Origin of the sequence: Bacillus sp. 7894-2 (assembly GCF_002272225.1) — a bacterium.
Classification (GTDB): domain Bacteria; phylum Bacillota; class Bacilli; order Bacillales; family Cytobacillaceae; genus Cytobacillus.
The window spans coordinates 20,583-42,635 of sequence record NZ_NPDG01000099.1; the positions used below are offsets into that span (position 1 = coordinate 20,583).

39 protein-coding genes are annotated in these 22,053 nt (G+C 50.6%); 26 read left to right on the forward strand and 13 right to left on the reverse strand.

The window, feature by feature from the left end; genetic code table 11:
- Window positions 1-4: 4 nt before the first annotated feature.
- The 24 genes from CHI10_RS14595 (at window position 5) to dcm (ending at window position 15,038) form a co-directional block, all read left to right on the forward strand.
- Window positions 5-2,299, forward strand: coding sequence for a DNA polymerase (locus CHI10_RS14595; protein WP_095244965.1), 2,295 nt, complete (start codon window positions 5-7; stop codon window positions 2,297-2,299).
- Between the two features lie 103 nt (window positions 2,300-2,402).
- Window positions 2,403-2,657 (forward strand): thioredoxin family protein, encoded by a 255-nt coding sequence (locus tag CHI10_RS14600; RefSeq protein ID WP_095244966.1) that lies wholly within the window; start codon window positions 2,403-2,405, stop codon window positions 2,655-2,657.
- 2 nt (window positions 2,658-2,659) lie between these two features.
- Window positions 2,660-2,839 (forward strand): hypothetical protein, encoded by a 180-nt coding sequence (locus CHI10_RS14605; RefSeq protein ID WP_142301777.1) that lies wholly within the window; start codon window positions 2,660-2,662, stop codon window positions 2,837-2,839.
- Complete coding sequence (locus CHI10_RS14610) at window positions 2,840-3,157, forward strand: hypothetical protein (RefSeq protein WP_286137373.1); 318 nt, start codon at window positions 2,840-2,842, stop codon at window positions 3,155-3,157.
- 22 nt (window positions 3,158-3,179) lie between these two features.
- Window positions 3,180-4,181, forward strand: a complete 1,002-nt coding sequence (locus CHI10_RS14615) for a hypothetical protein (RefSeq protein WP_095244968.1) — start codon at window positions 3,180-3,182, stop codon at window positions 4,179-4,181.
- A gap of 50 nt (window positions 4,182-4,231) precedes the next feature.
- Window positions 4,232-4,759 carry a RuvC family protein gene (locus tag CHI10_RS14620; RefSeq protein ID WP_286137374.1) on the forward strand — a complete coding sequence of 176 codons (528 nt, stop codon included), beginning with the start codon at window positions 4,232-4,234 and terminating at the stop codon, window positions 4,757-4,759.
- Complete coding sequence (locus CHI10_RS14625) at window positions 4,759-4,980, forward strand: hypothetical protein (protein WP_095244970.1); 222 nt, start codon at window positions 4,759-4,761, stop codon at window positions 4,978-4,980. Before CHI10_RS14620 ends, CHI10_RS14625 begins: the two co-directional genes overlap by 1 nt.
- Window positions 4,977-5,144 carry a hypothetical protein gene (locus tag CHI10_RS22405; protein ID WP_179289042.1) on the forward strand — a complete coding sequence of 56 codons (168 nt, stop codon included), beginning with the start codon at window positions 4,977-4,979 and terminating at the stop codon, window positions 5,142-5,144. The genes CHI10_RS14625 and CHI10_RS22405 overlap by 4 nt, the downstream gene beginning before the upstream one ends.
- Window positions 5,144-7,627 (forward strand): vitamin B12-dependent ribonucleotide reductase, encoded by a 2,484-nt coding sequence (locus tag CHI10_RS14630; protein ID WP_095244971.1) that lies wholly within the window; start codon window positions 5,144-5,146, stop codon window positions 7,625-7,627. The genes CHI10_RS22405 and CHI10_RS14630 overlap by 1 nt, the downstream gene beginning before the upstream one ends.
- 241 nt (window positions 7,628-7,868) lie before the next feature.
- Window positions 7,869-8,570, forward strand: a complete 702-nt coding sequence (locus CHI10_RS14640) for a PhoH family protein (protein ID WP_095244973.1) — start codon at window positions 7,869-7,871, stop codon at window positions 8,568-8,570.
- A complete protein-coding gene (locus CHI10_RS14645) occupies window positions 8,570-8,752 on the forward strand; it encodes a hypothetical protein (RefSeq protein WP_095244974.1) in 183 nt (60 codons plus the stop codon). The genes CHI10_RS14640 and CHI10_RS14645 overlap by 1 nt, the downstream gene beginning before the upstream one ends.
- 16 nt (window positions 8,753-8,768) lie before the next feature.
- Complete coding sequence (locus tag CHI10_RS14650; protein ID WP_095244975.1) at window positions 8,769-8,957, forward strand: hypothetical protein; 189 nt, start codon at window positions 8,769-8,771, stop codon at window positions 8,955-8,957.
- Window positions 8,954-9,148, forward strand: coding sequence for a hypothetical protein (locus CHI10_RS14655; protein ID WP_095244976.1), 195 nt, complete (start codon window positions 8,954-8,956; stop codon window positions 9,146-9,148). Before CHI10_RS14650 ends, CHI10_RS14655 begins: the two co-directional genes overlap by 4 nt.
- On the forward strand, window positions 9,148-9,345 hold the full coding sequence (locus CHI10_RS14660; RefSeq protein ID WP_095244977.1) for a hypothetical protein: 198 nt from the start codon (window positions 9,148-9,150) through the stop codon (window positions 9,343-9,345). Before CHI10_RS14655 ends, CHI10_RS14660 begins: the two co-directional genes overlap by 1 nt.
- A complete protein-coding gene (locus CHI10_RS14665; protein WP_095244978.1) occupies window positions 9,346-9,603 on the forward strand; it encodes a hypothetical protein in 258 nt (85 codons plus the stop codon).
- Window positions 9,604-9,780, forward strand: a complete 177-nt coding sequence (locus CHI10_RS22410) for a hypothetical protein (protein WP_179289043.1) — start codon at window positions 9,604-9,606, stop codon at window positions 9,778-9,780.
- Window positions 9,777-10,328, forward strand: coding sequence for a dUTP diphosphatase (locus CHI10_RS14670; protein ID WP_095244979.1), 552 nt, complete (start codon window positions 9,777-9,779; stop codon window positions 10,326-10,328). The genes CHI10_RS22410 and CHI10_RS14670 overlap by 4 nt, the downstream gene beginning before the upstream one ends.
- A gap of 124 nt (window positions 10,329-10,452) precedes the next feature.
- The gene (locus CHI10_RS14675) at window positions 10,453-10,728 is read left to right on the forward strand and encodes a hypothetical protein (protein ID WP_095244980.1); all 276 of its coding nucleotides are present in this window, start codon (window positions 10,453-10,455) and stop codon (window positions 10,726-10,728) included.
- Window positions 10,725-10,949 carry a hypothetical protein gene (locus tag CHI10_RS14680; RefSeq protein WP_095244981.1) on the forward strand — a complete coding sequence of 75 codons (225 nt, stop codon included), beginning with the start codon at window positions 10,725-10,727 and terminating at the stop codon, window positions 10,947-10,949. Before CHI10_RS14675 ends, CHI10_RS14680 begins: the two co-directional genes overlap by 4 nt.
- A 2-nt stretch (window positions 10,950-10,951) precedes the next feature.
- Window positions 10,952-11,758, forward strand: a complete 807-nt coding sequence (gene thyX / locus CHI10_RS14685) for an FAD-dependent thymidylate synthase (protein WP_483294956.1) — start codon at window positions 10,952-10,954, stop codon at window positions 11,756-11,758.
- A 35-nt stretch (window positions 11,759-11,793) separates the two neighbouring features.
- Complete coding sequence (locus CHI10_RS14690; RefSeq protein ID WP_095244983.1) at window positions 11,794-12,372, forward strand: 3D domain-containing protein; 579 nt, start codon at window positions 11,794-11,796, stop codon at window positions 12,370-12,372.
- An 18-nt stretch (window positions 12,373-12,390) separates the two neighbouring features.
- Window positions 12,391-13,101: a DUF3310 domain-containing protein gene (locus CHI10_RS14695; protein WP_095244984.1), complete on the forward strand. Its 711-nt coding sequence runs from the start codon at window positions 12,391-12,393 to the stop codon at window positions 13,099-13,101.
- A gap of 179 nt (window positions 13,102-13,280) precedes the next feature.
- Complete coding sequence (locus CHI10_RS14700; RefSeq protein WP_286137375.1) at window positions 13,281-13,676, forward strand: HNH endonuclease; 396 nt, start codon at window positions 13,281-13,283, stop codon at window positions 13,674-13,676.
- Window positions 13,677-15,038: a DNA (cytosine-5-)-methyltransferase gene (gene dcm / locus CHI10_RS14705; RefSeq protein WP_095244985.1), complete on the forward strand. Its 1,362-nt coding sequence runs from the start codon at window positions 13,677-13,679 to the stop codon at window positions 15,036-15,038.
- Here the strand turns inward: dcm and CHI10_RS14710 are convergent.
- Window positions 15,019-15,414: a hypothetical protein gene (locus CHI10_RS14710; protein ID WP_095244986.1), complete on the reverse strand. Its 396-nt coding sequence runs from the start codon at window positions 15,412-15,414 to the stop codon at window positions 15,019-15,021. The genes dcm and CHI10_RS14710 overlap by 20 nt on opposite strands.
- A gap of 46 nt (window positions 15,415-15,460) precedes the next feature.
- Between CHI10_RS14710 and CHI10_RS14715 the strand changes: the two genes are divergently transcribed.
- On the forward strand, window positions 15,461-15,772 hold the full coding sequence (locus CHI10_RS14715) for a sigma factor-like helix-turn-helix DNA-binding protein (RefSeq protein WP_095244987.1): 312 nt from the start codon (window positions 15,461-15,463) through the stop codon (window positions 15,770-15,772).
- Window positions 15,762-16,184, forward strand: coding sequence for a hypothetical protein (locus CHI10_RS14720; protein ID WP_095244988.1), 423 nt, complete (start codon window positions 15,762-15,764; stop codon window positions 16,182-16,184). The genes CHI10_RS14715 and CHI10_RS14720 overlap by 11 nt, the downstream gene beginning before the upstream one ends.
- Window positions 16,185-16,227: 43 nt before the next feature.
- Here CHI10_RS14720 and CHI10_RS14725 read toward each other — a convergent pair whose 3' ends face one another.
- From CHI10_RS14725 to CHI10_RS14780, 12 genes are all read right to left on the reverse strand, one after another.
- Window positions 16,228-16,887 carry a hypothetical protein gene (locus CHI10_RS14725; protein ID WP_095244989.1) on the reverse strand — a complete coding sequence of 220 codons (660 nt, stop codon included), beginning with the start codon at window positions 16,885-16,887 and terminating at the stop codon, window positions 16,228-16,230.
- 135 nt (window positions 16,888-17,022) lie between these two features.
- Window positions 17,023-17,220, reverse strand: coding sequence for a hypothetical protein (locus CHI10_RS14730; protein ID WP_095244990.1), 198 nt, complete (start codon window positions 17,218-17,220; stop codon window positions 17,023-17,025).
- A gap of 379 nt (window positions 17,221-17,599) precedes the next feature.
- A complete protein-coding gene (locus CHI10_RS14735; protein ID WP_286137376.1) occupies window positions 17,600-17,836 on the reverse strand; it encodes a helix-turn-helix domain-containing protein in 237 nt (78 codons plus the stop codon).
- 240 nt (window positions 17,837-18,076) lie between these two features.
- Window positions 18,077-18,217: a hypothetical protein gene (locus CHI10_RS22415; protein ID WP_179289044.1), complete on the reverse strand. Its 141-nt coding sequence runs from the start codon at window positions 18,215-18,217 to the stop codon at window positions 18,077-18,079.
- Between the two features lie 186 nt (window positions 18,218-18,403).
- Window positions 18,404-18,934, reverse strand: a complete 531-nt coding sequence (locus tag CHI10_RS14745) for a hypothetical protein (protein ID WP_095244992.1) — start codon at window positions 18,932-18,934, stop codon at window positions 18,404-18,406.
- Complete coding sequence (locus tag CHI10_RS14750; protein ID WP_095244993.1) at window positions 18,931-19,110, reverse strand: hypothetical protein; 180 nt, start codon at window positions 19,108-19,110, stop codon at window positions 18,931-18,933. The genes CHI10_RS14745 and CHI10_RS14750 overlap by 4 nt, the downstream gene beginning before the upstream one ends.
- A gap of 26 nt (window positions 19,111-19,136) precedes the next feature.
- Window positions 19,137-19,673: a hypothetical protein gene (locus tag CHI10_RS14755; protein WP_095244994.1), complete on the reverse strand. Its 537-nt coding sequence runs from the start codon at window positions 19,671-19,673 to the stop codon at window positions 19,137-19,139.
- Complete coding sequence (locus CHI10_RS14760) at window positions 19,670-19,873, reverse strand: hypothetical protein (RefSeq protein WP_095244995.1); 204 nt, start codon at window positions 19,871-19,873, stop codon at window positions 19,670-19,672. Before CHI10_RS14760 ends, CHI10_RS14755 begins: the two co-directional genes overlap by 4 nt.
- A gap of 7 nt (window positions 19,874-19,880) precedes the next feature.
- Window positions 19,881-20,072, reverse strand: a complete 192-nt coding sequence (locus CHI10_RS14765; protein ID WP_095244996.1) for a hypothetical protein — start codon at window positions 20,070-20,072, stop codon at window positions 19,881-19,883.
- A 107-nt stretch (window positions 20,073-20,179) separates the two neighbouring features.
- The gene (locus CHI10_RS14770; protein ID WP_179289045.1) at window positions 20,180-20,746 is read right to left on the reverse strand and encodes an antirestriction protein ArdA; all 567 of its coding nucleotides are present in this window, start codon (window positions 20,744-20,746) and stop codon (window positions 20,180-20,182) included.
- Between the two features lie 447 nt (window positions 20,747-21,193).
- Window positions 21,194-21,451 carry a hypothetical protein gene (locus tag CHI10_RS14775; RefSeq protein ID WP_095244998.1) on the reverse strand — a complete coding sequence of 86 codons (258 nt, stop codon included), beginning with the start codon at window positions 21,449-21,451 and terminating at the stop codon, window positions 21,194-21,196.
- Window positions 21,452-21,554: 103 nt separating this feature from the next.
- On the reverse strand, window positions 21,555-22,043 hold the full coding sequence (locus CHI10_RS14780; protein WP_095244999.1) for a hypothetical protein: 489 nt from the start codon (window positions 22,041-22,043) through the stop codon (window positions 21,555-21,557).
- Window positions 22,044-22,053: the final 10 nt, after the last annotated feature.

Below are 22,053 nucleotides of genomic sequence, written 5' to 3' on the forward strand. Positions count from 1 at the left end.
TTCGATGGGTAAACGAATTAAAATCGGCGAAATCAAATTGAAAGGTGACGTAAGCGACGCGGGCAACGAAGGTAAGCAACGGGCCCGCGAAGCTGAGTCCCGTAAGCGTAGCAACGATGAAACGTTGGAAGAAGCGTGGGCACGAATCAAAGCATCGAAAGCCTACACCGGGGGTGGCCCGAAGCAACAACGGCTAACCGAGGTATACGAGGCGCTACAGTCCGGAGACATCGGCCGTGAACCGGTAAAGCCTGGCAAGAAACAGGGAAAGTTGTCAGCTGCCGAAATGGATCGCCTGTACGAGCAACTCCGTGAGCGCAAACGAGAAGAAACGTTGACCAACATGGTGAAGAACATGCCGGCCAATTACTTCCTAATAACGGCAGAAGCGCAGCTAGACGAAGTGTGCTCGGATTGGTCGCGGGAGCCTATCGTAGCTATCGATACTGAGACAACGGGAGTAGACGTGTATTCTGACGTAATTGTCGGGATCTCGATTACATTCCCGACTATCAGCGTCGTGCCCCTGGCGGAAATCGGCAAGCACGTTTATATTCCTGTAGCCCATAACGTAGAAGGTCCGCAGCTAAAACGTGATTACGTGCTCAAGCGACTTAGGCCGTTTCTGTACGATAAGTGTAAACACAAAGTCGCACACAACGCCATATTCGATATCGCGATGTTCAGACGACACGGCTCGGACTTACTCGGGGTTGTTTGGGATACGATGACCGCGATGCACTTGCTGAATGAGAACGAGGATTCGTTTAAGTTAAAGGACCTCGCGCCTAAGTACCTCCTAGCTGAATCCGACACCTTTGCGGAGCTATTCGGCAAGAACGCACAGTTTGCTGATGTTCCCCTCGACATAGCCCTTGTGTACGCAGCGAAAGATACGCACTTAACGTGGCGACTGTATGAGTTCCAACGTGAGCACCTTCTTAAGATGCCTTCAATCTACGACTACTATGCGACCGTGGAAATACCGTTGCTGTACGTTATTGTAGCACTCGAGGCTAACGGGTATGTGCTCGACCTGGACTTCGCTAAGGAGTACGGGGATCAGTTGAACAAACAGGCTGACGAGCTACTTGCGGAATTAATCGAGCTACTAACGCCATACCACGACAGCGACGAGCCGATTAACATTAACTCCACGCAGCAAGTACGACCGGCCATGTCGAAAGCAATCAAGAAGAACTTACCGAATATGGACGCGAAGAAAACGTTAAAGCCGTTGCGTAAAAAGCACGACATTGTCGATAAGTTTCTATCGTACAAGGAAATAACGAAGCTAACCGGCACGTATATCAACGCCTTGCCTACGAAGCAGAATCCGACTACTAAACGTTGGCATTCACGATTCAATCCGATGGGCACCGTAACAGGTCGCTTCAGCTCCGGCAAGGACGAGGAAGACAAAACGAACCAAGGGTTCAACGTACAGAACCAACCGCAGGAAGCACGTCCGATGTTCGTAGCACCGCCAGGCAAGGTACTCGTAGGTGCCGACTTTAAGGCGCAGGAAATCCGATGCGTTGCGTACATGTCCGGCGAGCCTGTGCTAATCGATGCGTTCCTGACCAATCGTGATCCATACGCAATGATGGCAGCAACGTACTACAAGCGACCGTACGAGGAAGTCTACAAGAATCCGGACGGCAGTGATACGAAAGAGCGTAAGCAGATGAAAGTCGTTTGGCTTGCGACCCTCTACGGAATGTCCGATTTCTCACTCGCAGAAATGCTAGGCACCGATAAGGATTCGGCAACCAAGTTCAAAGAGGAAATCTTCGGTTCCATGCCGAAACTAGCCGCCTGGCTCGAAGCGAATAAGGAATTCGTTAAGAAGTACGGATACGTATGGGCCGATAAAAAGGCGAGGAAACGCCGTTTACCTGACGGTAAGTTATCCCGGAAGAAAATACCGTGGGGCAAGTACAACGACCCTAAGTTCGAGGAAGCTCGTAAGCACAACGCCAGAATCGGCAGAGCAATGCGTCAGGGTACGAATGCGCGAGTCCAGGGTAGCTCCTCGATTCAAACGAAAGTAACGATGATTCGAGCCCACGAGGAGTGCGAGAAACGCGAGGGCTGGGCGCTATGGGCATCGGTGCATGACGAGTTGATATTCGAGATCCCCGAGGACTTCACTCGTGAGGATATCGGAGTTATCCGAGACATCATGTTAAACAGCTATCCGTGGGGCGACGTTGTGCCGAACGGTACAGATATCGAGATAATGCGCAGATGGGGCGAGGGCGTGACAGTCGACGATTGGTTCGCAAATAAATCGTAATCAATGTCCCACGAACGCATCGAAATGGTCTATTAGTAAGTGACGGTGCGTTAAGCAGGGCAAATTAAACGGCAACAAGCCGAAGGATAGGGAGCGATGTTAAATGGCAAAAGTAACACTAATTAAGAGGTCCGCGCCTGGGTGCCCGGCGTGCCTTACCCTTCAAACGATTCTAAACGGTGAGGGTATCGAGCATACAACGGTAGACATCACAACTGACAAAGGGGCCGTCGAAAAGTACGATGTGACTTCGGTCCCTACGTTGGTCATCGAAAGGGACAACGGATCCACAGTGAGAATGTACGGCGTGCAGCCGTCAGAAGCGATTAAAGAAGCGATAGGGGGCGTTGGTGAATGAAAATGAGCAGACGTGAGAGACGTGCAGAAGCGAAGAGATTCGGGCTTGACTTCAAACCGCAGTACAACGGTCAGGGGAATGAGCCGTTAACCCACTTGCAGGCGAAAGGTGTCGGTTACGAGCGATTTGATTCGAAGTACGTAACGGTAAGTACTAAAACTAATTCTCCGGAGGTCGAATAAATGCCGTACAAAATCGAACAGAGCGTTAAGGTTGAAAACGGTCGTACTTACATCTTAAAAGAACGTATGCAAGACATCGTCTGGGGGTGCGACATCGGAGGATCCCACGTAATTTACGACAAAATAACGGACACAGGTAGATGGTCGGAATACCATGAATGTGTATTCGAACTGAACGGTAAAACCTACATGACCGATTATTCACGCGGAGCTACGGAAATGCAAGACGAATCTCCTTATGAATACGACGGCGAGTGGATTGAGGTAACTGAGGTAGTCCCGAAAGAGGTAACGGTTATCAAATACGTGGCGAAGTAAAAAACGAAAGGTGGACGATAATTTGACGAAAATTAACCCGCAGGAAATTGCAGACGATTTAATACGACACTTAGACGAGTGGTACTCTCTTCCGGAAGTTTGGGATAACGAGCTCGACCAACAGATAAACAAGTGGTACGTAAATGCGCCGAACGTGTTCCCGAAGCGTCCTTACTTTTCACCGTCGGCAGCGACGTCTTGTAAACGGGAGCTATATTACAAAGCGATTCGAGCCGATAAGGATCAGCAACGTAAGCAACCGCACATGGGGCGGTGGCAGGACATCGGTACCCGAGTCGGAGACATGATTCAGCGAACCGTACTCGCAATGGAGCGTAACCTCGGCAATAAGGGTTCGTTCCCCTCCCGGTTCCGGTTCGAGCGTACAAGGAAAGGCGAGCCAATGTTCGAGGAATTCTCCAAGCGTAACAAAAAGGTAACTCACGGTGGTTGGTCGTTCTACTTGTTCGGAGCTACCGATGGAATCATGGAATACGCCCATCCGGAAACAGGCGAAATCATACGAATTGGACTCGAAATAAAGACGAAGCAAACGTCAGCAGCTAAGACATCGCTATACTCTATGCGAGAGCCGGAGGAAAAACACGTTAAGCAGTGCGTAAGTTATGCCGAAATGTTTGACGTTGACTACTTCATTATCTTATACGTTAACACCTCGCATAAGACGTGGGAATACACGGCTGAGGATTACGAGAAGACGCCGGACATTCGGGCGTTTGGTGTCGAAATCACTCAGGCGATGAAAGACGAGGTATTCGATTACTTCGTTGAGGTAATGGTCGCAGTTAACGATATGTGCCCGCCGGAGTTAGATCCCGAGAAATTTACATTCAATAACTATAAGACAATCATTGCTATCGAGATGACTGAGGACGAGGTTGAGGAGGTACGGCGAAAGAAAAACCGTATCATGCGGTCAGGTAGGCCGCAGTTCGTTAAGAACGCGTACATTCGATGCCTCGAAGAGATTGAACGCATACGAAATGAGCGTGACAATCGATGACCCGTATCCTCAGTTTTGACACTAGTCTTGGATCTCCCGGGGTGGCGCTCGTGGAATTCAAAAAAGGCAAACCGAAGATAATCGATGTGTCACACGTTAAGACCACGTCGAAGCAACCGTTAGCTCTACGGTCCGACATCGTAGAGGCGTGGTCGACGCTGTTCATCGCTAAGCATGTCTCGAAGGGATTCGATTATATCTACCGCGAGGATTTTAGAGGCATGTCGTCGAAACAGGATTACCCGGTAATGAGCGCATGGGCAGCCACCGAGCGTGCCGTTTACAAGCACGACCATGAGTTCGATACCTTCGTTTACTACGATAGCAAAGGCAAGAGAAAGACCGGTCACGGGATCAGTCAATCGCGAGCCAAGTCGTTAGTCGTCGGTAAAGGCAATAAGGTATCGAAGGATGAAACGGAGGCAGCCGTCAGGGCCATAACGGGATACACCGGCGAGTTCAAAGCTGATGACGAATCAGATGCGGTGTGTATCGCATTGGCCTGCGGGATTCAGCTCGGGTTGATGCCGGATATCCACGGCAAGTTAAATAAATACGATTTGGGGGCGATTAAATAATGGGCGTGTTAATCAGTTTACTGCTTCTACCGTTCATCATCATGTTAATGGGGTTACTCGGTTACTTCGTCGGGGTGGTCATCGCGTACATCCCGTTCTTCTCCGACTTGTTAACGGTCGGACTCGGGCTGCAAGCCGGTTCTATTCCGACAATCATGGCGTGGATCTTCGTGCTAGTGTTCCTGGTGGCGCTGTACACGCATAAGAGTGATGCTAAATGAACGAAAAGCAGCGAGAGCATCTATTGACGTTGTTGGAGCTGTCACTTCGGGAGATACGCCGTCTGCAGGCGATTAGAAAGTCGCAACTTAACGAACTAGAACGCGAGGAAGACATGACGTTGCTCGCGATTAAAGACTTAGAATCAAAACGGGAGGGCATTTAATGAACGTAAACATCGCACAGTTAAACAAAGACATCGAATTATTTCCGCAGGTGACGGCAATCACCGATGACATGACACTAACCTTCGAGGGCGTGTCGAGGCTAATCATGCTCGACCGTTACTCGTTCAAGGATACGAAGCATAAGACAACGAAAGTCGGCGACCTCGTGGTTCTGACGATTAACCCAGACCCGAACTTCCCGGCTAGAGGCATCGGTAATATCACTCACATCGAGGGCAGTCACGTTACGGTTAAGCTCGAGGAAGCATACGCCAATCAAATCGGCAACGAAGAGATCGTAGTTCACCGAAAGGTAGTCGACAAGCCACTTGAAATCTACTACGAGCAAATCGCTGCTCGTAATGCTCGCGGATTAGCATCGGTTGAGTCAACGGAAGAGCTACGCCAGGAATGGGCCGAGAAGTTCTACGAGGAACTCGCGTCGCTAAATTTTATACCGGCCGGCCGTGTTATCTACGGAGCAGGCTCGGGCACTGACGTTACCTACTTTAACTGCTACGTAATGCCATACCCGCAGGACAGCCGTGAGGGTATCGGAGCTCACCGAAACGAAGTAATGGAAATCATGTCACGTGGTGGTGGCGTTGGCACAAACGGTTCTACACTACGACCGAGAAACGCCTTGGCTCGAGGTGTTAACGGTAAATCCTCGGGGTCCGTCAGCTGGCTCGATGACATCGCTAAGTTAACGCACCTTGTCGAGCAAGGCGGGTCCCGGCGTGGCGCACAGATGATAATGTTGCAATCGGACCATCCGGATATCCTCGAGTTCATTATCTCGAAAATGCAGAATCCGAAGATCCTACGATTCATCATCGAGACAACTAAGGACGATGAAATCCGTGACCTGGCGCAACAAAAGTTGAAGTTCGCGCCGTTGAGCGATGACGAGCATGATGCGATGGCATCTTCGCTGACTTACTACGACGAATTGAGAACGTATACGACCCTTAACGCTGCTGAAGAAAAAACCATCAAGTACGCACGGGAACTACTTGACGATGGCGGTCGTTATTCCGTCCATAACCCGGAGTTCTTGTCCGGCGCTAATATCTCCGTGGCAATCACGCACGATTTCATGGAGGCCGTTGAGAATGACGATGACTACGAACTACGCTTCCCTGACGTTGAGAACTACACGCCGGAGCAAATGGCGGACTACAACGAGAATTGGCACAAGGTCGGCGACGTGCGAGAGTGGCACCTGCCGGTTAAAACTTACCGTACGATCAAGGCGAAGGCGCTGTGGGATCTGATTAATATCTGTGCAACTTACGCTGCCGAGCCTGGCGTATTCTTCATTGACAACGCTAACGGCGATACGAACGCGGTAGCCTACGGGCAGAAAGTCGTATGTACGAACCCATGTGGAGAGCAGCCGTTGGCGCCTTACAGCGTTTGTAACTTAGCCGCCATTAACCTAGCGAACATGGTCGACAAAGAAACGAAGAAAGTTGATGTTGACAAGCTGCGTAATACAGTTCGAGTGGGCGTCCGAATGCAGGACAACGTAATCGACAGCACGCCGTACTTCCTCGAAGCTAACAAGAAGCAAGCGTTAGGCGAGCGACGTGTCGGCCTGGGCGTAATGGGACTCGCTGACATGCTGATTTACCTGGGCGTAGAGTACGGTAGCGACGAGTCCTTGCGCGTGATTGACAAGGTATTCGAGATTATTTCCCACGAAGCATACCGTATGTCCATCGAACTAGCGAAGGAAAAAGGTAGCTTCCCGTTCTTAGAGGACGATGAGAACGGTACTGAGTTACAGAAGCGTAAAGCATTCATAAACTCCGGTTACATGTCGAGAATGCCGGAAGACATCCGTCAGGGTGTACTTGACCACGGCATCCGTAACTCTCACCTATTGACCGTTGCTCCTACAGGCAGTACCGGAAGCATGGTCGGGGTATCCACCGGACTTGAGCCGTACTTCGCGTTTAAGTATTACCGTTCGGGCCGACTCGGAAAGTTCATGGAGGTTAACGCAGCAATCGTTGATGAACTCGGATTCGATGCGGATAACTTGCCGGATTACTTCGTCACTGCGATGGACCTCGCACCTGAGGCGCACGTAGACGTCCAGAACGCCATACAGAAGCACGTTGACTCCTCGCTGAGTAAAACGGTTAATGCTCCGAAAGGTTACAGCGTTGAACAGGTGCAGGCCGTGTATGAGCGACTATATGCAGGCGGCGCTAAGGGCGGTACGGTATACGTCGACGGATCTCGTGATGCCCAGGTATTGTCGTTAACAGCCGATGAGAACACTCGGGAAGACAGTGCAACTAGCGAGCCGAAGAAACAATACGAGGCACCTGTCAAGCCGTTAGGAGACACGGTAGTTTACGGCACCGAAGAAGGTAATACGTGTCCGATATGCCGTCAAGGTAACGTTATCGAACGCGGTGGCTGTATGGAATGCGATAACTGCGGAGCACAGTTGAAATGTGGCTTGTAAGCGAGCAGAACAAACGTGTCTACGTAAAGACCGACATGTTCGAAGGGTGGGCAACGATAGTAGGCGTGGAAAACTGCGCCTTCTACCCGTTGACTGTCGTACTTGACGAGGGGGACTCAGATGGACATCGGTATAAACGTATTCATAAAAACGATATTCATGTCCCACCGAGCGATTAAATTGGTCTATTAGTAAGTGACGGGGCGTTAAGCAAGGCAAATAAACACTAGGAGGCTACCAAATGTCATTCTTCGGAATCAGCTCACGTAACGAAGAACAAAAGAGAGCAATGCAAGCCTTATGTAACGATAAGCCATTCACGTTCATCACCGGTCCTGCCGGCGGAGGCAAAACGTTAATCGCACAGGCAGTCGGACTTGAGCACACGATTGAGGAACGTCGCTACCGCAAGATCGTTTACACTCGATTGCAGTCGCAAATGGGTAAGGATGTCGGCGCTATTCCCGGCGACCTTAACGAAAAGACGTACCCGTTCATGCGACCGTTCATCGACAACCTCGAGGTAATGTCCGATAAGCCTGCGCAAATCATGGCGTACCACATGGGCAAGACGATATTCTTCGACCCTGTCCAGACGATGCGAGGCGGAACACAGCACCGGGCGTTTGTACTCGCCGATGAATGTCAAAACTTCGATGCACATACGATGCATGGCCTGGCAACGAGAATCGGTGAAGGTAGTAAGTTCGTGTTCTGCGGTAACTTCTCGCAAATCGACGTTAAGTCGCTGAGGGATCCGAGGCAGAACGGATTCTACCGACTTCTTCAAGGGTTGTACGACGAGAACGCACACGAGTACTTCGACCATATTAACTTTACGGAAACGCAGCGACACCCGGTAGTCGACGTAGTTGAGGGTATTCTACGGAATCACGAAATGGCACCGGAGTTCGCAGCGCTAGAAGCGAGGGGGAATCTTTAATGCTAACGTTACAAGAACTAATCGAAAAGCACGGCATTGACATATTCGAGGACACGTTAGTAATCGCCGGGGACGGCGTGCTGCTAATCGAGTACGGCGAGGAAGGTCCGATGCTGACGCTACTCAAGCCGGACATGGTCGTGGTCGACGAAGAGTTATCAGTCGAGTATCTATTTAATTAATCGAGGAGGGGTTCGGATGAAGGAGCTGTATGTCCTTGCGTATGTAAACGAAAAAGGCGAGGTAACGGGATTCCCTACCGGCGGGGGATCATCGACTCAGCCGAGAATTAAAGCATACGATAACCTGGCGTCAGCTAAACGAGGTAAACGTCATCATACGGGAGTTATCGTAAAGGTAACCGGAATGGAGGTCGTTGCGAGATGAGCGACGATAAAACGTGCTGGACTTGCGGTCACTACATTATAGGCGGAGGCTGCTGGAAAGATGGCGGAATGGGAGAAGACGGATGGCGTAACGTCGGACCAAACGATTCCTGCGGTAGTTGGGTCGACGAATTAACGCCTGGGACAGTTTGCGGGGAAATGCACGCAGTATTAAACGAGGAGGGCGAGTGATGGGCGAGTTCAACGAAAAGGTAGCGGCGATGATCGGAAAGAAACCGGCAGACGAGGAGCTAGTCGCGATTACGAAGTCGCACTATCGTCAGCTAATCGATGACCAATACAAACTCGAGTGCCTCGAAGCAGCAGGCGTTGACAATTGGCAGGGCTTCGACGATGCAATGGAAATGTACCATGAGGGGGACGAGTAAATGCGATTCAACTACGTGTTCCCTGACGGGACGCAGAAAGAGTTAACGTTAAGGTTGACGCAAGAGGGGCAGAGAATCCGTGTGGAAATACGTGAGTCATCTTCGACTCTTCCGACTCCACCTGCAATTATCGACCGATTGAACTCGAGGTACGTAACGGATATGATCCACGCCTGCTTCACGCGGCTTTCCATTGCGAAGCCGGAGGAGTTCGAAATAGGCCCGATAGCTATAACGATATTATTGGAGGACGAGTAAATGAGACGATTAATCGGGCTAATTCTGGCCTTCCTCGGGAGTTTCCTCGCGAGTGCTCTCGGAGATAACGTATGGATGATATTGCCTTCAGCGATGCTCTACCTCGGAGGGGTCATGTCCGGGATGTACTACGCAGAAAAAGAGCTTAAGTCACTCTTCGAGGAGGTTAGCGAATGAACATTAAACGATTCAGCGATAAAGCAGTAGTGCCTCGATATGCAAAAGATAAAGATTCCGGATTCGACCTCGTATCAACCGAAGATACGCTAATCGGACCAGGCGAAACAGGTAAGATACCGACCGGTTGGGGCTTCGAGATTCCCGATGACGAAGAGATCCAAGTTAGATTGCGGTCAGGTATTACGTCAAACACGAAGCTACGCGTGCAGTTTGGGACGGTGGATGCCGGGTACATCGGAGAAGTCGGGGTCACAGTCGATAACATAGCGTTCCCTACGATTATCGGCTTTAATCACACGGGAGTTCAGTTAGACTGCACGCTGTACCCTCGAGACATTGAAGGTAATTTCATCGAAGAGGAGGCGCTGATGGGCACGTACGTTGAGCCAACGTATCTTATTCGCAGAGGAGACCGAGTGGCTCAGGGAGTGCGGGCGAAGGTTGTAAGAGACGAGGAAGGAGAAGGATTCAACGAGGTGGACGAATTACGCGAAACCGAACGAGGCGTGAACGGTTTTGGAAGCACCGGGGTGGCGTCGAAATGAAGGTGTTAAAGTCCGTGATTCGCACGACAATCACACGGTTGGTAAGCGAAGGTCATCGAAAGCAGAACATTGAAATCGAGCTGATTCACTTTATAAAAGACGTGTTATACAAGGAGGGCGACGAATGACAGTCGTATTAGAAGTATGGGGAGACGGTGATTACGGAGCTATGTTCGTTGAGGACGAATACGGCGTGAAGAAAGCGTATGAGGAAGCGAAGGCAGCCGGGGGATACCTCGAAATTAAAGAGGAAGACGACCCGGATTGGGCAGCAGCGTACGTAAAGATTCACGAGTTCGGACCGGTTGATCCCGAGTTTATCGGCTTCATCGTCAACGAGTTTATGGACTACGACCGGATGAAGGCCCACGATTTCCACGTAATGGAGGCGAGCGAATGAGCGACAGCAACGAGCTAGTATTCAAAGCGACAATCGAGGTTTACTATCGGCCGAAGCCGGAGTTCACCGAAGAGTTTCGAGGCTACGAAGGTCCGGAGCAGGCCGAGTTCCTGACGTACATGAAAGACGAGTTGCAAGGCGCTGTATCCGAAACATTCAGTACTTTAGACGACTACCACATCGACGTAAATATACAGGAGGTGCCGGAATGGCCGAAGTAAAAATGAACGTTAAGTTAATGGCACATACGAAATTAAGCGAGGAATTTTACGAGAGTTTCGATAAATTTGACGAGTTCTTAAACTACGACGGGAACACGCTAGATGCCACAGGCGCAACAGACGGCCAGGCAATCGCGCTAACCGCGATCCGTACGTGTTACAGCCCGAATAAGCCAACCGAAATCGTAGCGAAGGAAGGCGAAAAGTACTTCGGTCGTACAGCCACGGACGGCAACGGCGGTTCAGAGGCAGACCGGCTTTTCCGTCACATCGTGGGGTCAGGTCATACGTCAACCCTCGAACATATTAGCTTCACGTTTGCTATCGAAGGGGTTTCTCGGGCGTTGCTGGCGCAGCTAACGAGGCATCGCGTCGGGTTTAGTTTCTCGGTACAGTCGCAGCGTTACGTGAGACTCGGCAGTGGCGACAGGTCAGGCGGAATGGATTACGTTGTACCTGATAGAGTTACGCCGGATAAAACGGCAGATATGTACGACTTCGTATACGGGACTCCGATGTCTAACCGTCCCTCTACGGACATATTCGAGGAAGCTATGAGGATGTCACAGCAGGCATACGACAAGCTGCGTGAAGCAGGCGTGTCAGCCGAAGATGCTCGAGCTGTCCTGCCGAACGCAACCGCAACTAATCTCGTAATGACAGCGAACCTGACGGCATTGCTCGGATTCTACCGTAAGCGAAAGCCGGGCAACGGGGCGCAAAAGGAAATCACCGACCTGGCAGTCGCATTAAAGGACGCAGTGATCGCGGTCGAGCCGTGGACGGAGGCTTATTTCAACGCAGCATAACGCAGAGGAGGCTAACTATCTTATCGATACTAACGATGTACACGTTTTTAACGCTAGCAGAAGACCAATCGAAAGTAAAGATCGAGGCCACACGGGAGACACCGTATGAGCAACGCATCGAACGCGAGCAAGCCGAAAGGAGGGCGGCGGAAATTGCACGGACAAAAGCGAGGCAAGCGCAGCAGGCAAAGTCAAATCGAGCAGTACGAGGAAAAGGCGCTAAAGCGAGTGGATCGAATGCTAATGACAATAGCAATCGGGTTGCTAACGTTTCTAACGACAGCGATAGCCCTAGCAATCATCGGACGATTACTGTAGAGGCAACGGCATACACGGCAGATTGCGAGGGCTGTTCCGGAATCACGAAGAGTGGCGTAGATGTACGTAGCACGATAACACACGAGGGTAAGCGAGTCATCGCAACGGATCCCTCGGTGATTCCCCTGGGTTCTACCGTCACCCTCCGGTTTAAGAACGGGAGCACGATGAAAGCCACAGCGCAGGATATCGGGGCAGCCATTAACGGGCATGAAATCGACATACTCGTAGGGTCGAAGAGCGAGGCGGTACAGTTCGGCAGACAGCCGGTGGAGGTAGTAATAAACGAAAATTAACGAAGGGTGGACGATAATATGGCGAAGTTTATTAAGATAACGAAGGGCAAAGCGTGGTCAACCGGTAAAGAAGGCGAGGTCTTCAAGACGTACGGCACAACAGAATCGAACGGATTCGAGTATTACTACGTGGATCCCCCGGGGTCTTCACGTCGGTTAGTCGAAAAGCCTAACTGCGTAGAGCTAACGCAAGTCAAACGCCAGGCCGAGGTAGGCGAGCACGTTGTTATCGTTAAGAAGGAATACGAAGGGGACGTCTACAGCGAAGGAGACTTGTTCGAGGCTGAGGGAGTTAATAGTAGGTACGTGTTCTCCACGTATGCAGTCGGAGATTATAACCGTGACGGGGTAATCCGGCACAGCGAATACGAGGTGCTAGTTGAGGATGGTGGGGCGGACACAGCTGACGAAATACCGGTACCTGACGGAATCGTAGGCGTATTCCCAGGCGAATCGAGTATTACGTTTACAGGCGAGTTGACGCCGCACTCAGGCATTCCGGTCGACTACGTTAATTCACCGTCGCATTACAACGCCGGGAAATTTGAGGTTATCGAAATCATCGAGCAGGTAACGTCAGGCTACGAAGATCCGTTCGTAGGTTATTGCGTCGGCAACACGCAGAAGTACGTCGCGAGGGCACCACACAAAGGGAAGCTCGTCGAGGATCTTAAAAAGAGTAGAAAATATCTTGACTTCGCAATAGCCCACCTCGAAGGGAAAGAGTAGTGATGGCGAGGACTGAAACTGACTGCTCTAGATGCGGTAAGAGATTCGTTAGCTACAATCCTAACCCTAAGTTCTGCTCACGTTCTTGTAAAATCGAAAGCCAAAAACAAGACGTACCTTTCTCGAGAATCGTTGAACTTTACGAGAGTGGGATGACTCAATCCGAGGTGGCAGAAGTCTTGGGGACGACACAAAAGGTCGTGTGGAGGCAAATGAAGGAGCACGGATATGTACCGAGAGTTGCAGCTAAGCGCGATCAGCGAGGCTCTAAAAACAACTCGTGGAATGGTGGCAGGACTGTCAACTACCACGGGTACGTGCTCTTGAAAACTACAGGTCATCCGAGGGCTACTTCTAATGGCGACTATGTATTCGAACATATCCTCGTTGCTGAGAGAGAAATCGGTAGGTATCTCGAGGCAGGCGAAATTGTTCACCACATCAACGGAGTGAAGGACGACAACCGACCTTGCAACTTATATATCACCAACCCTTCGGAGCATTCGGTTATGCACAACCATGGGTGGGCACACACTGTCACATCCAACCTAGACAAATTCAAGGAGGAATGCTGAATGAGCCTATTCACATACGTAAGCCTCTTCGCCGGATTGGGCGGGTTCGAATTAGCGTTAAATAAACTCGGTGGGGAGTGCGTCCTGGCTTCCGAGATTGATAAATTCGCTAGTATCGCTTACTCGGCAATCCACGGAGAGAGTAATCTTCGCGGAGACATCACGAAAGTAGACGCAGCTGACGTGCCCGACCACGACATTCTCGTCGGCGGTTTTCCTTGCCAGGCGTTCTCAGTTGCAGGCAAACGAGGGGGATTCGATGATGCTCGAGGCACGTTGTTCTTCGAAATGGCGCGGTTAGCAGCCGAGAAACAACCGAAGTTAATACTCGCGGAAAACGTGAAGGGGCTTGTGTCTCACGACAAAGGCAAAACGCTAGACACGATTGTCAAAACACTTAATGACATCGGCTACCGCGTGGACTTCGAAATCATGAACTCGAAATACTTCGGCGTTGCGCAGAACAGAGAGCGTATTTTTATCGTCGGAGTACGTGAGGACCTAATCGAGAACCAACCGTGGGTAAACGTAAAGGGGTCGACTGTTATTCCGAAGGGCAAGCGTCGCCTGGCTGAGTACCCCGACTTGAAGTCGTTTAACTTCGATTGGCCGAAACAAGACGAAGTTACGACGAAGTTGATCGATATACTCGAGCCGGTCGTTGATGAACGATATTACTTGTCGGACGAGAAGACAGCTGCGCTCGTCGGTCGCTTAGAACCGGAAGACACCGAAGATGCCCCGAATATCTTGCACAATATCTACGGAGGATTCGAGGAGAAAAAGCCGAGGGTGTTCAAGGACGAAAGCCCCACGATTAGAACGTCCGCAGGAGGCGGTCACTTGCCGTCATTGCTTGAGGAAGTCGAAGGGTTGCCGATTAAGGAAGCGACTAAGACGGGCTACGCAGTAGCCGAAGAGGGCGACGCAGTAAACTTCCGTTTCCCTAACAGCAATACCCGTAGAGGTCGGGTGGGCAAGCAAGTGGCTAATACGCTCGAGGCTTCGGGAATCAGTCAAGGCGTTGTTGAGCGAGAAGGTTGCGTGAACAACCGAGGCGCGATCGAGACACGTGAAACCTCGAACGCGCTTGACGCTAACTATGCGAAAGGCATGGTTAATCACGGACAGCGCACGCAGGTTCTCGAATCCCGGCCGTCCCCCCGTTACCGCATCCGTAAGCTAACACCACTCGAATGTTTTCGCCTCCAGGGATTCTCCGACGAGGTTCATCAAACGGTTGTCGACGCAGGCATTAGCGACTCGCAGCGTTATAAGCAAGCAGGAAATGCCGTGACGGTTAACGTTATCGAATCGTTAGGGCTACGGTTACTGCCGTTGCTCAACCGTCAGCAGGCGTAGAGCCGTCCAGGGTGAAAGCATAGCTGCCTTGCGGGTACTCGCTATAGTCACGGCCCTCGTATAGGAATCGAATAGGTAAGTCGCTTAAGTTCGCTCGCTCAACGAAGTGTTTCGCGTTTGAGTACCCGCGCTTGTCGAACTTGAACGGCTTGATATTCGTTACCTTAACGACCTCTGGCTTAGCCAGGACCACTCGGTCGTTAACGAAGTCATAGCCGGCAATCAACCGTACTCGCCCTTCGGGCAGCCCCATTAGTTCCCGTGCAGGCTTCGATAGGTACAGACGTCGTTGGTTGTCGATTGTGACGTAGGCTATCGTGGATTTATTCGTGATCCACTCAAATGTTTTACTTTTCTTCGTGTCCTTCGTTTCCATTCGTTATCACTCCTTTGCTTTAGATTATACCGAAAGGGCGGGTTTTATGTCAAGCAAGTATGAATTTTACGTTAAGGCCTTATTAGAGTTCCGGGATGAACTCGAAGAAAAGAAGTACCTCGGGCTGTGGCATCTGCCAGATGAACTCGCTGACCTCGATGAAGCGATTGAACTCGCGGAATTAACGATTAAGCAACGTGAGGTTATTGACTTGCTGTACGTGAAGTATTTTGACGGGGTCGAGGTTGCTGAAAAGCTAGGGGTCGAGCCCTCGACGGTCACCCGACACGCTCAAGCTGCGGTACGCAAGATAGCAAACATATACGAACAATGGGAGGCGCTAGAACATGTCAACTAATTACGAATTCTCCGGAGACTACAAGCAGAAACTAATCGCTTATATTGAAGAACTCGAGCATACCGCGGCTTCAACGAGCCGTGGTCAAAGGAAGCAGGCGATTCATGAATTAACGAATGCCTACGTTAAAGCAGTCGGTAAGTCACCGGACGGTAAAGCGTTGGAGCGTTTAGCAGACGTACTGTTACACGAAGAGTTAACCGATAGAAGACCGGATAAGATTACGCTTGAAGAGTACCCGATACTATCCGACCGTCAGTACGAGTTACGAGCCTCAGGTAAGCGAAGAGAGAGGCGCAAGGACGGCACGGTATTAACCGAAGTACCGATAAGCCACGGTGTTAACGTTGCGACCGATGGTGTCGACTATACGCCCCATAAACGCTCGTTCAATAATCAAAGCCCCCGTTAATCAACGGCGGGCTTTTTCTTCGGGCTTTTCGTTTGTTTATCGACTAAAACTCGACTTTAATGTCGATGTCATCACCGATTGTCTCGAAGTCTGCGTTACTAGGTGCGGTTACAATCAGGCGTACCCACTCGAGGTCCTCGGCTTTCGAGTTCTTGAGGAAGAAGAACACGGATCCTTGTTTCTTGACCGGTCCGATGAACTCACCGCCGACGTCGTCTGACATCATGAACTCTGACGTAACTTGTTCGCCAGTGCTCGTTGTAATCGTAGCCTGGTCGGGGTAAAAGTTAACGGTGTCTTCCGAAGTGTTCTCGACTTCCATGTCGACTTGAACGTAGTTAGCTACTTCCGAGTCGAACATCGCTTTCATTTCGCCTTTAAGTACGCCGGAGGTCTTGTTAACTTGCGTAATGTTCAGCTTCATAGGGCCGGTTGTTTGCGGCGCTACCTGGTCATTGCGCCCATGCAGCGTGAATGTTCCGCCTTCGTTCTCAACGGTTTCGCCTACTTCCGTTTCCCACTTGCCGTCAGCCTTCGCTTGTTCCTTAGCTTCCGTTTCCTCCTCGACTTTGGCCTTCGTTTCTTCCGCCTCTTTCACTGCTGCCGTGCTCGCTTTCTCCATTTGTTCCGTGTCTGGGTCACCGCATGCCCCGAGTAGTAACGTTAGGGACAGCGCCCCTGTTGCGATTGTTAGCTTGTTCATTGTTCATCGTCTCCATTTCCGTCGTTTAGTAGTTGTTTGAATGCGTTTAGATACGTCCCGTATTCGTCCTTCGTCAGATCCCCGTTGGCATAGTCCGCGTGTAGGTCGTCAATTTCCTTTGCTAGTCGTTTCATGTTAGCCACGGACTATCACATCCTGTGCACGCTTGAGTTCGATGTCAGCGAGTATCTGCTCGAGCGCTACCTTCGATAGGTACACCGGAGTTATCTGGCCGGAGTCTGTTTTGTATTGAACGAATGCGCCGTGAGTTAACGGTTGGTACCGGTCGTCCATGTGTATCTCGTCCATGAACTTGCGTTGCTTGTCGCTCATTTCGTTTCCTCCTCCGCGTTAGTTTGAAATTCTTCTCCGCAATTCCTACAGCGCCATGCGTCGCTATCAGCGTATGCGCCGATATAAGCGAGGTTCTTTGGTTCTTCTTCCCCGCAGTTACGGCAGTACAAATCGATCATTCCTGTGCCTCCTTCGCCTGGTCGTGGCAGAAATCGCATCCCCATTGCTTCGATTGCTCCGGCGTACTACCGCAGTATTCGCATGTTTCCTTTTTCATTTCGATTCCTCCTTAATATCAATCTTCGTTTAAACATTCTTCACAAGCGTTGCAGGACCAACAATACCTGCATCCACAATCGTTGCCGCCGCAATCACAGCAGTCATACATTTCACTACATCTACATTCGTCTTTCATACGCTACTCCTCCTTTGGTTGACGTTTGTCTGACGTAATAGTAAACAGATCATTCGGTGTTATCTTTAGCTCCGTACAGGTACGCTCGATCAACTCGACCGGGATCCGTTTAAGCTCGTTATTATGCAGCAGGCGTACGGCATCGAATCGATAGTCGATTCTTCGGGAGAACTCCCGGATAGACATACGCTTAGCTGCGAGCAATTCCTTTAAATTCGATTGTAACATTCTCGATAGCACATCCTTGCCTCCGTTTCCCTTAGTTTAGCATGCCGACTGCCGCGAAGACAACCGCCATTATTGACATTGCGATGAAAAATCCGTAGAATTGAAACGCTGTGACGACGTCAGTAGGACCCCCGAAAAAGTAGTCGTCCAGCTTAGCCTTAAATGTGACGAGGGGATGCCGTTGTTCCACGGCTGGCCCCGTCTTCTTAATGTATACGTCCCGTATCGTGGGATCCCCGCCAATTGCCCGCATTACTTCGTACCGCCCGTTGCCGATGCGATGAACTCGCGGACATCGTCGGGTCTTAGGCCCAGGCGCTTCGCTTCCTCCATCATGTCGACCCAATCCAATAATTCACCTTTTGCGTAGTATAGCTTTGTATCGTTTGCCATCGTTATTACCGCCTTCCGTTATATTGTCGTTATAATTATTACGGCTAGCATTACGCTAAACTCGTAGTAGAAATACGCTGTAAATCGTTGCTTCTGTAGAAATTCCGATGCGTTCATCGGGGTACGGCACAGCGCTATTGCCGTTGGCACCCCGATTAGCCAAAACAGTATCACCAACATGCGTTATCACTCCGATGTTACGTAGTACTCAGACGGTACACACGATCCGTCCTCGGCTTTTAATTCGTCTCGGGTACAAAGGGGTTCGGTCGTTACGTAGTCGCCTGTATTCGCATCCCAGACAGTCAGAAACCCGTCGATACACTCGAACTCATACTCGTCAGCGTATGGTACATGTGCGTAGTCACTCGGCTGACATGCGCTGCCTGTCGGTAGCTTCGTTACCTTCACGAATAAGTCCTCGCGCCCTTGTTCCCCATAGTGCGCTATAACGTGGTCACCTTCGATGATTGTCGCTTTACCTTCGAGGTCTTCTGTCGTGAAGTACAGCTTTGCCTTGTCAGTGCCGTCGTGAATATTCGTTGCTTCATACGTGCCTGTTTCGATGTCGTGGCTGATGACTACGAATTCCTCCGTGATTAGTGCCGGACTTGCTTCGGCGTTAATGCTCGCATACATAACGGCCAGGGCGATAATAGCCGTAGCCACCGCCCCGAATACTAGTAATACGACGTCATCAAATTTTAGCTTGTTCATTCATCGTCACTCCATTCGTTTATTTTCGCCAGTACCTCGCCGAAGTCCTCATCGAAAGGGTACCGGTCCTCGATGTATGTGCCGGCTGTTTCCTCGTACGGTACGTGCTCCCACGCTTCGTAAAGCGCGATGGCGGCCCGTTTAAATTCTGCTATACGTTTCTCAAGTTCGTTCATTTCGTCGCCTCCCTGGTGTTCGCTATTCACCCGTTATAGATTCGTCCGTCATCGTAAAACTCGAGCTCGTGCATGTCTGCATACTCGAGGCTGTCCTCGTCGTCGTTGATCGACTGCTCCGCGTTGTTCACGCATTCCTCGAGCATGAACGTTATGGCCCTTACGATGTCCTGCTTTACCGTTTCGGGCTTAGCTCCGCCCTGGGCTTTGAATACGTCGAAGAAATAGCAGTCGAAGTGGACGCCTGTGAACGGGCAGTGGCCGTTTACCCCGTCCTCGTAGCGCTCGTTAATCCACTGCGATGCGTGCTCGGCTTGCTCGTCGTCGAAGCCCTCGCGGTCTACTAACACGTGGCTACTATCGAATAGGTTAACGCTTGAGTCTATAACGCGCATTCCGAAGTGTTCGGCTGCCTTGCGCATTGACGTTAGAAGTTCCTCCGCGTCAAACTCCTGCCATTCCTCGGCACGTGCCCGGCTGATTTCATCGATTGCGTTGCGGTAGTTGATCCCCGTTAATTCGTTTAACTTGTATACGTTGAACTCGATTTTAATTTTCCTCATTTCGTCCCCTCCGTTATTTCCTCGATTTTAATGAACGTTATCTTGCGAGGTGCCTTCGATTGTACGTATGCCTCCACGTCTTCCTCCGTAATGCACCCGTTGAAGAACTCCGATACAGTACCTTTAAACACCCAGGTGCCTGCTGTCGCTTCGACTGCCCACTGTTTGCCTACCGGTGTGTCATCGAATAGTTTTACCATGCTACCGTCACTCCTCTTCGTTTTCAATATTGACAATCTCTACGTATTCCCCGTGGTCTGTTACGATGTAACCCCAGGCGTATCTGTCCTCGTTTAAGGTGTCGCCCAAGTAGTCCATAACCGCGAGGGCTTCATCGACCCCCGCGACTCTCACTCGTTGGCTGAGAGTCATGTGTAGTTCGGTTAGGTCTAAGTTCATGCTATCGCCTCCATTTGGTATTAAGCGCCTCCCAACGCTTGCACGATGCCCACGTTTAACTCATATGGATGCCGTGCAAGAGGCGGGAGGGGTCCGCCGTCTTTGCGTTAAATGTTGTTGCGTATTTCCTGCATTAGATCGTGCATAACGCTTTCTAATCGGTCGTTCGTTAGGCGTTCCACGTTGCCGTACCCGTTTAACCAGTGATACTCTTCGTTTATATCTGCGTCGGCTAAGAAGAACTTTACGAGCTCCCATTCGCCCTGCTCCGCATGATGTCGAACCATTTCGTTTATGAGGTCGTCGCTTATGATATCTTGGACGTATTCGTCCGCGTTAGGGACTATGTTTTCGTTGCAAAGCTCCATTGCGAAATTTATTACATCGCTTGGTTCGTATCTTCCGTGACGCTCTTCAGGTATCTCGATGTTTTCGAGTGCCTCGGCAAGTTCGTTCAACTCCCATACGTTCGAATACTCCTGGATTTTGATACCTAGCGGCGCTTCGTAGTCACTCACGAAGTATTCCTCGTATTCAGTGCCATCGTGCACTCCTATTACGTTGAACGCATCTTGAATGTCCGCCTCGTCCGCAGGCAACTCGACCCATTTGTATACGAGTTCACCTTCGTTGTACTTACCTAGATTCGTTAATGCGATTTTAATATTTGACATTTGCGTTTCCTCCCGCCTCATAGCGTATTTATTCGGGTTGCTTTGCTTGAGTAACCCATCGAGGGGCACACGTTGGTATGCCCGTCTAGCGTAACTCAAATCAATCTTATCGCGCCTTGTCGGACAGCTTCGGCCATTCGACTGTATACGGCTAACCTTTCAGCCAATGTCGTTGCCTTGTCGAGTTCCTGACGTAGGACCCTTGCGGATATATACCCCTGCATCATGCGTTAGCCCCCACTTGTCTCCGAAGCTCTTCCTCGCGTTCCTTCGCCTTTATGCGTTGCCACGTTTTATGGCGTCCCTCAACCGTTTTCATGCGCTCCATTTGTACGTGAAGCTCCGCTAAAGTGTAGTCTTTTTCAAGGTTTATCATTTGTCATCGTCTCCATTTCGTAAGGTTATTTCGAGTTTACCACGACTCGTTTACCGTGTCAATAAGATAAATTAAAAGTTAACGCGCATCGCTTCTGATAGCGATAGTTCAAGTTCCCCGAGTTTGAATCGTGGCTCGTGTACGGGCTCGTCACTGTCTTCGAAGAATTCATCGTTGTTGTTCTCGTCTATTGCGTAGTACACCTCGCACCACTCAGGCTCATGATCGTTGATGCCCGCAAGTACTGCGTCACCGCCGTTTAAGTCGTAAATTTGCACGCTTGCCACGTTTGTCAGTCCGATGTATGCGATTGGTTTACGTTTTTCCATTGCTTACCGCCTCCTTTAAATTACGCGCCTCCCAGCGCTTGCACACGGTACGACCGTTTATAAGTCATGCCGCGTGCAAGAGGCGGGAGGAATCCGCCTGGGCTTACTTCGTGTATTTCGCGATTGCCTTCCGTGTCAGCTCGGCTAGTTCCTCGATATCTGACGAGTGCCCTTCTTCTTCCCAATCGCCGTCTTCCTTGTTCCACATTAGCCACCACGTATTGCCCTCAGCTTTAATCATAAGCCACTCGCTGAAGTCGTCGTCCTCGCTTTCTGAGCACGGTTTCAGCTCGATTTCAACCGCGCTGTTCATTCCGCCTGTTTGCGCCATGACTGCGGGTATTCCCCGTTCCTGTAAGGCTTTTACTGCGTTATGCTCGCCGGCTACCTCGTCATCTAGCTGAATATCTTTTCCGCAGAAGTCGCAATAGGTTACGGCGCAGCCCTCGCTTAGTTCCGCCGGCTCCGGCTTGTTTAGCGGGCGCTTTCCCGTAAAATTGTACTTTGCTTCGTGACAGTCGTGGCAGATAACGTGTGCCGTCGGTGTCCAGATTCCATATTCATACTTCGCTTCGCTTACTTCGTTACCCATTACGGATCCC

What these genes read in the sequence shown, in the direction of transcription:
- CHI10_RS14595 (WP_095244965.1), top strand. Translation starts at nt 5, where the DNA reads ATGGGTAAACGAATTAAAATCGGCGAAATCAAATTGAAAGGTGACGTA.
- CHI10_RS14600 (WP_095244966.1), top strand. Translation starts at nt 2,403, where the DNA reads ATGGCAAAAGTAACACTAATTAAGAGGTCCGCGCCTGGGTGCCCGGCG.
- CHI10_RS14605 (WP_142301777.1), top strand. Translation starts at nt 2,660, where the DNA reads ATGAGCAGACGTGAGAGACGTGCAGAAGCGAAGAGATTCGGGCTTGAC.
- CHI10_RS14610 (WP_286137373.1), top strand. Translation starts at nt 2,840, where the DNA reads ATGCCGTACAAAATCGAACAGAGCGTTAAGGTTGAAAACGGTCGTACT.
- CHI10_RS14625 (WP_095244970.1), top strand. Translation starts at nt 4,759, where the DNA reads ATGGGCGTGTTAATCAGTTTACTGCTTCTACCGTTCATCATCATGTTA.
- CHI10_RS22405 (WP_179289042.1), top strand. Translation starts at nt 4,977, where the DNA reads ATGAACGAAAAGCAGCGAGAGCATCTATTGACGTTGTTGGAGCTGTCA.
- CHI10_RS14630 (WP_095244971.1), top strand. Translation starts at nt 5,144, where the DNA reads ATGAACGTAAACATCGCACAGTTAAACAAAGACATCGAATTATTTCCG.
- CHI10_RS14640 (WP_095244973.1), top strand. Translation starts at nt 7,869, where the DNA reads ATGTCATTCTTCGGAATCAGCTCACGTAACGAAGAACAAAAGAGAGCA.
- CHI10_RS14645 (WP_095244974.1), top strand. Translation starts at nt 8,570, where the DNA reads ATGCTAACGTTACAAGAACTAATCGAAAAGCACGGCATTGACATATTC.
- CHI10_RS14650 (WP_095244975.1), top strand. Translation starts at nt 8,769, where the DNA reads ATGAAGGAGCTGTATGTCCTTGCGTATGTAAACGAAAAAGGCGAGGTA.
- CHI10_RS14655 (WP_095244976.1), top strand. Translation starts at nt 8,954, where the DNA reads ATGAGCGACGATAAAACGTGCTGGACTTGCGGTCACTACATTATAGGC.
- CHI10_RS14660 (WP_095244977.1), top strand. Translation starts at nt 9,148, where the DNA reads ATGGGCGAGTTCAACGAAAAGGTAGCGGCGATGATCGGAAAGAAACCG.
- CHI10_RS14665 (WP_095244978.1), top strand. Translation starts at nt 9,346, where the DNA reads ATGCGATTCAACTACGTGTTCCCTGACGGGACGCAGAAAGAGTTAACG.
- CHI10_RS22410 (WP_179289043.1), top strand. Translation starts at nt 9,604, where the DNA reads ATGAGACGATTAATCGGGCTAATTCTGGCCTTCCTCGGGAGTTTCCTC.
- CHI10_RS14670 (WP_095244979.1), top strand. Translation starts at nt 9,777, where the DNA reads ATGAACATTAAACGATTCAGCGATAAAGCAGTAGTGCCTCGATATGCA.
- CHI10_RS14675 (WP_095244980.1), top strand. Translation starts at nt 10,453, where the DNA reads ATGACAGTCGTATTAGAAGTATGGGGAGACGGTGATTACGGAGCTATG.
- CHI10_RS14680 (WP_095244981.1), top strand. Translation starts at nt 10,725, where the DNA reads ATGAGCGACAGCAACGAGCTAGTATTCAAAGCGACAATCGAGGTTTAC.
- thyX (WP_483294956.1), top strand. Translation starts at nt 10,952, where the DNA reads ATGAACGTTAAGTTAATGGCACATACGAAATTAAGCGAGGAATTTTAC.
- CHI10_RS14690 (WP_095244983.1), top strand. Translation starts at nt 11,794, where the DNA reads ATGTACACGTTTTTAACGCTAGCAGAAGACCAATCGAAAGTAAAGATC.
- CHI10_RS14695 (WP_095244984.1), top strand. Translation starts at nt 12,391, where the DNA reads ATGGCGAAGTTTATTAAGATAACGAAGGGCAAAGCGTGGTCAACCGGT.
- dcm (WP_095244985.1), top strand. Translation starts at nt 13,677, where the DNA reads ATGAGCCTATTCACATACGTAAGCCTCTTCGCCGGATTGGGCGGGTTC.
- CHI10_RS14710 (WP_095244986.1), bottom strand. Translation starts at nt 15,414, where the DNA reads ATGGAAACGAAGGACACGAAGAAAAGTAAAACATTTGAGTGGATCACG.
- CHI10_RS14715 (WP_095244987.1), top strand. Translation starts at nt 15,461, where the DNA reads ATGTCAAGCAAGTATGAATTTTACGTTAAGGCCTTATTAGAGTTCCGG.
- CHI10_RS14720 (WP_095244988.1), top strand. Translation starts at nt 15,762, where the DNA reads ATGTCAACTAATTACGAATTCTCCGGAGACTACAAGCAGAAACTAATC.
- CHI10_RS14725 (WP_095244989.1), bottom strand. Translation starts at nt 16,887, where the DNA reads ATGAACAAGCTAACAATCGCAACAGGGGCGCTGTCCCTAACGTTACTA.
- CHI10_RS14730 (WP_095244990.1), bottom strand. Translation starts at nt 17,220, where the DNA reads ATGAGCGACAAGCAACGCAAGTTCATGGACGAGATACACATGGACGAC.
- CHI10_RS22415 (WP_179289044.1), bottom strand. Translation starts at nt 18,217, where the DNA reads ATGGCAAACGATACAAAGCTATACTACGCAAAAGGTGAATTATTGGAT.
- CHI10_RS14745 (WP_095244992.1), bottom strand. Translation starts at nt 18,934, where the DNA reads ATGAACAAGCTAAAATTTGATGACGTCGTATTACTAGTATTCGGGGCG.
- CHI10_RS14750 (WP_095244993.1), bottom strand. Translation starts at nt 19,110, where the DNA reads ATGAACGAACTTGAGAAACGTATAGCAGAATTTAAACGGGCCGCCATC.
- CHI10_RS14755 (WP_095244994.1), bottom strand. Translation starts at nt 19,673, where the DNA reads ATGAGGAAAATTAAAATCGAGTTCAACGTATACAAGTTAAACGAATTA.
- CHI10_RS14760 (WP_095244995.1), bottom strand. Translation starts at nt 19,873, where the DNA reads ATGGTAAAACTATTCGATGACACACCGGTAGGCAAACAGTGGGCAGTC.
- CHI10_RS14765 (WP_095244996.1), bottom strand. Translation starts at nt 20,072, where the DNA reads ATGAACTTAGACCTAACCGAACTACACATGACTCTCAGCCAACGAGTG.
- CHI10_RS14770 (WP_179289045.1), bottom strand. Translation starts at nt 20,746, where the DNA reads ATGTCAAATATTAAAATCGCATTAACGAATCTAGGTAAGTACAACGAA.
- CHI10_RS14775 (WP_095244998.1), bottom strand. Translation starts at nt 21,451, where the DNA reads ATGGAAAAACGTAAACCAATCGCATACATCGGACTGACAAACGTGGCA.
- CHI10_RS14780 (WP_095244999.1), bottom strand. Translation starts at nt 22,043, where the DNA reads ATGGGTAACGAAGTAAGCGAAGCGAAGTATGAATATGGAATCTGGACA.